The 5067-nt window shown below is 66.3% G+C and carries 4 protein-coding genes; all 4 read right to left on the reverse strand.

Going from position 1 to position 5067, the window contains the following annotated elements:
- Positions 1-529: 529 nt before the first annotated feature.
- Positions 530-1444: a hypothetical protein gene (locus HMPREF1138_RS01770; protein ID WP_009055851.1), complete on the reverse strand. Its 915-nt coding sequence runs from the start codon at positions 1442-1444 to the stop codon at positions 530-532.
- 258 nt (positions 1445-1702) lie between these two features.
- Complete coding sequence (locus HMPREF1138_RS01775; RefSeq protein WP_009055849.1) at positions 1703-3394, reverse strand: hypothetical protein; 1692 nt, start codon at positions 3392-3394, stop codon at positions 1703-1705.
- On the reverse strand, positions 3379-4173 hold the full coding sequence (locus HMPREF1138_RS01780) for an ABC transporter ATP-binding protein (protein WP_009055854.1): 795 nt from the start codon (positions 4171-4173) through the stop codon (positions 3379-3381). Before HMPREF1138_RS01780 ends, HMPREF1138_RS01775 begins: the two co-directional genes overlap by 16 nt.
- A 107-nt stretch (positions 4174-4280) precedes the next feature.
- On the reverse strand, positions 4281-5067 hold a 787-nt coding region (locus HMPREF1138_RS11200), incomplete at its 5' end, for a hypothetical protein (protein WP_009055845.1).

Here is a 5067-nt window from a genome sequence, read left to right on the forward strand (position 1 = left end):
AGCAGAAGACAACGCAAGCCCAGAAGACCCCGACAGCCGCCACAACCGCCACAAGCACGGGGGCACTGCACCCAATACGTGGCGCTGCACCCGAACAGAAGAGGTGCATTGCCTACGGATCGGGTGCAGTGCCCCAACATACAAGAACAAACGCGGAACTGGCCCACCGAACCACTCACCGCCGCACCCCTCCATGCGCAGCTGGGCCCTACTGGTGGCAGGACGGGCACGCCGCCCACGCCACCACCTGCACCCCGGCCCACTCCGACACCTCCCACACCCTTACATGCGAAGAGCCGGTTAACGGACAAAACGTGTTGGCTTTGTAGCGACTATTCAGCTTGGTAGTAGGCCAAAGCCGGTGTTGAAGACGGGTGTTTCATCGTGGTGGCATGTGGGTGCATCGTCGACGACGAGGCCGGGGCACCTCGTGGGTAACCCCGGCCTCGGCCTCACGCGATACGCCCGAGCCACGTTCGCATCGCGTCAGGCGACAACCTATACAAACTGCCTCAACTGGCCCCTGCTATCAGGCGCGGTACCTGCGCAGGGCGATCACCCCAGCGCCGATGAGGCCTAGGATGGCCGCCGCACCGGCGAAGCCTCCAGCGACCGTGCCCGTGCGTGCGAGCTTCGGAGCAGGCGTCTGCTTCGCAGGTGCCGCGGGTGTGGAAGGCACGGGCGTCGCAGTCACCGAGGGCGTGGGGGCGGGTGTCGCGGGTGCAGAAGGCACGGGCGTCGAAGGCACGGGCGTCGCGGGCGTCGAAGGCACGGGTGTCGCGGGTGTAGAAGGCACGGGCGTCGAAGTCACCGAGGGCGCGGGGGCGGGGGTCGAAGGCACAGGCGTCGAAGGTGTGGAGCTCGGCTCGGGTGTCGGATTATTCGACACCTTGCGGATCACGATGTCGGTGTTCGCACCAACGGCGCGCGCGTCGGCGGGGTTATTGGGGTCGACTGTCCCAGCGCCGGCATCAAGGCCGAAGACGTTTTGGCCGGGGACAATCTCGTAGCCGGCTGGGATCGCCGGGATAGCCGTCGCGGCGGCGCGCGACGGATCGTTCTGATCGTTGGCATAGGACTGTGCCGCATGCACGGTGCCGTCGGTATCAACGAGACGAACCTTACCGAGGGATGAGTAGAAGACCTGGCATGCAAAGTGCAAGTCGGGCTGATCCGGATCGAAGTTCATTGCGGGAGCGCTCACTTCGAGCGTGTACTGGCCGGCGACGACGGGACTGGGAAGCATGGGGAGCCCACCGGCGCCTTCGCGCGGCGTGTACTCCTGGCGGGGTTCGATGATGGTGCCGTTGTCATCGGCAAGGTAGCAGGTTGCCGGTCCCGCGACGTCTGCCGCGTAGGCTGGGACCTGCAGGACACTGGGGATCGCGGTGAGGCCGAAGATGGCCACGGCAGCGCCGACGCGCACGATCGATGGGGCATGCATGGACATTGTCCTTTCATGGTCAGGTTACACCCACCACCTTACCGGGTATCTACATTCCTGTCTTCGATTCGAGTCTCGAATCGCGCCGATCTGTCACGCCTCCGCACGGCGCATCACTGGTCAGAGTCACCCACCTCTCCCCCATCGGCAGCACCCACACACGCCGCCAGGCGCTTCGCCCCACGCGTAGAGCACTGAGCACGAGGCCGGGGCACCCACGCGGGCAACCCCGGCCTCGTACATCCAGGTGAGGTGAGATCAGTGCCCCGGCCAGCTGCGAATCGTCGTCAGCGCGGCAACCGAGTACCGGTCCCACACGCGCCCGCCGACACGCACTGCCCCCTCCAGGATGATCACCGACCAGGGCAGGGCAACCACGTAAGCAACCCAGAACGGAACCAGGCCGAAGGAGGCCAGCGCGATCAGCACGTAGGACGGGATCTGCAAGACTGCGGTGCCCGCGAATCCCGCGAGCTGCATCAGCATCGTCAACAGGAACGAGCCGGTCCCCTTCGTCGCCAACGGCGAGACACCCGGTGGCTGTACCGGGTACACCCAGCGTGCATTCACGACGAGGGTCGTTGCGGCCGCGCCCGAGAAGAGGACGATGCCCATCACTTGGTGGAAGACGAAGTCGGACGCACCAGTCCTCGTGATGGCGTCGTGGATGAGGTATCCGAGCGCCTGGGGCACGAGGACGACGAGGGAACCGACGAGGCGTCCGCGGCGTTCCTCCCGGCCGCTCATCCCCGAGGAGATGACGATCCAGGCACCCGTCGAGTCGTATTGCATGAGCGCTCCCACGCTCAGGCCCATGGTCACGGGCACGAGGTAGAGGAAGATCCCCGTGAAGAGCACCTGCTGCCCATCGACCGCCACGCGCCCCAAGAGCACCCCGATGATCGGGAAGAGAATAGCGAACACCATGTTCATGTTGAGGCGCGGATCCACGATCCAGTAGCGCAGCGTGCGCGCCGCCAAAGACGCCGAGCGCACGCCGATACCGAGGCGCGTGAAGGTATCGACGCTGCGCAGGCCAGCCGAACGCGACGCCGCGGTCCGTTGGCCTCGCGCTTCCTGCTCGGCGGACTCGTCGATGAGATAACGTCCCTCGTTGATGGCCCGCTGCGCGTCGGCACTGATCTCACCCGCGTAGCCGCTCATGACGGGACGCAGGACGGCCAGCCAGACACGCCAGCCGACAACAGCCGTGGCCAGCGTGACGAGGGCGCGGATGCCGGCGGCGCCCCACGCCCCCTCGAGCAGGGAGACAACAACGCCGAAGGGAGCGCCAACGGGCGACCACAGCGCGACGTTCAGCCCGGCTTGGAACAGCTCCATCGAGAAGTTATCCGACAGGAGCTTCATCCAGTAACCCAGCGGGGTCAGCACCACGAAAAAGGCGATGAAGCCGACCATCGTGACGGCGTCCTTCTTGCCCGAGCTATCGATACGCACCGCGAACCAGGTGCCGACCGCACGCGCCCACAGCACCGCAAGAGGAAGAGTGACGATGCCCGCGACCAGCCAGCCGAGGGCCGCCACCCATTGGGCCCGCCACAACGCAAACCACACGGGAACGAGAAGCGCCATGGCGGACATGACGCCGCCGGGCCCCACAGCGGTCGCGGCGACCAGTGCCGCCCCCAGCCGCTTGCTCGGTCCCACGTAGGGCGACAGACGCACGGGATCGAGTGAGTTGTCCATCGAGGCAAACGCAATGGGCAGGATCAGCCACAGGACAACGACAACGGGACCCACGATGGGAAGGAACGGCGTTGCCAGGTCGGCCTCGTCGGATCGGGCGAGGAACGCTGCCCCCACGAGCACGGACGCATAGATCCCACCGAAGTACAGGACGCCGAGGGCGGCCAGCACCAGCACGGCAGTCTGGCGGCGAACCGTGTTCCAGATGATGCGGAGCTTGAGGCGAATCAGTTGCCCAACCACGACAGGCCTTCCTCGGAGTGAACGCCGCCGACCAGGGAGGTAAAGCGCTCCCCCAGGTCACCACCCTGGGCGACCTCGTCGGTGGTGCCGGCGACGAGCACACGCCCCTTGTCGATGATGGCCACATGCGTGCACAGCTGCTGGACGGTCGCCATCACGTGCGAGGACAGGATGACGGTGCCACCCCGGTGCGTGTAGTCCGTGAGGATCTGGCGGATGTTGGTCGCGGAAACGGGGTCGACAGCCTCGAAGGGTTCGTCCAGGACAAGGAGACGCGGAGAATGAATGAGGGCTGCAGCCAGCGCGATCTTCTTGGTCATACCCGCCGAATAGTCGCCGATCAGCTTCTTGCCGGCCTCGGCCAGATCAAGGGCGTCCAGCAGTTCCTGAGCGCGCTCGCGGGCCGTAGAGGCGTCCAGCCCGTGCAGCATGGCGACGTGGACGAGGAAGTCGGGGCCGGAGAGTCGGTCGAGCAGGCGCATGCCGTCGGGCATGACGCCGAGCAGGCCGCGCGCCCGCTGGGTGTCGCCCCACACGTCGACACCGTGCACGTAGGCGGTGCCGCGATCGGGGGTGAGCAGGCCGGTGGCCATTGTCAGCGTCGTGGTCTTTCCGGCGCCGTTGGGGCCGACGATCCCGTAGAAAGAACCGGTGGGAATGTCGAGCGAGAGGTCCGCGACGGCGATGAGGTTGCCATAAATCTTGACGAGGCCTCGGATGGCCAGTGCGGTATCATCCCCGACGGGAACGGCGAGGGCCGCAGGCTGCGAATCGGACACGAGAGACTCCTTCACGCGTTGAAATACGCGCCGATTCTACGGCGGCATTGTCACGCTTGCGGACTCAGTCTCAGGACGCGACCGCGCAACCAGCTGCGCAAGAGTTCCTATCGAGCGCTGATGACAACGTTAAGCCCCTGGTCGGGGTGGTACGTCCAGGTCGCGCGGTACAGGCCCCACTGTTCCTCCTGGGTACCGTCAATGGCGCGCGTCAGGAGCATACGTTGGCGCATGGAGGCGGGGGCGTCGAGCTCGTCAAGAACGCACCGGAAGACCGGAGCCGATAAGCCTCGCCCGCTCTCGTTCTCCGCCTGCAGCGTGAGCGAGGATTTGTCCGCCGCCAGCCGCACGTAACTGCCGCTCGCGTGGCACGTATCGAGGGCCGAGGAAAAGTTCTGCGCCCCCGCGAAGCGTAGGTAGTACAGGGCGACGGCAGCACCAAGAACCAGGACGATGGCAACGAGGAAGCCGAGGAGGAACATGACCAGGCCTCGGTGCGAGCGCTTCTTGCGACGAGGAAGGTCGCGGCGCAGGGGCAGGCGATCGACACTCTCATTGTCACTGCCGGAGGCGAGAGCATCGCCCAGACCTCGCCCCTGGGGCTCGGAGGCGCGCGTGTACTCCTGGTCGGCAGAGACGAGTCTGTGCGCGTGAGCGGCTCGTCGACTGAGCGCGACGTCTGCGCGGGAAGGGACCCCCCAGTCCCCCTCACTGACAGAGAAGTCGCTCTCTTCATCCTGGGGACGGTCGAATCCGGAGACGACCGGCTCGTCGAAGTGGGCGTATTCCCGCGCGGGGGCGGCCTGCGGGCGCGGGGCAAAGCTGCGCTGGTCGGCCGTGAGATCGGCGTCGGGGGCGAATCGGCTGGCCGGAGCAGCTGGCGCTGCGTCCGCG

This window comes from Actinomyces sp. ICM58, from assembly GCF_000283035.1.
Taxonomy (GTDB): Bacteria; Actinomycetota; Actinomycetes; order Actinomycetales; family Actinomycetaceae; genus Pauljensenia.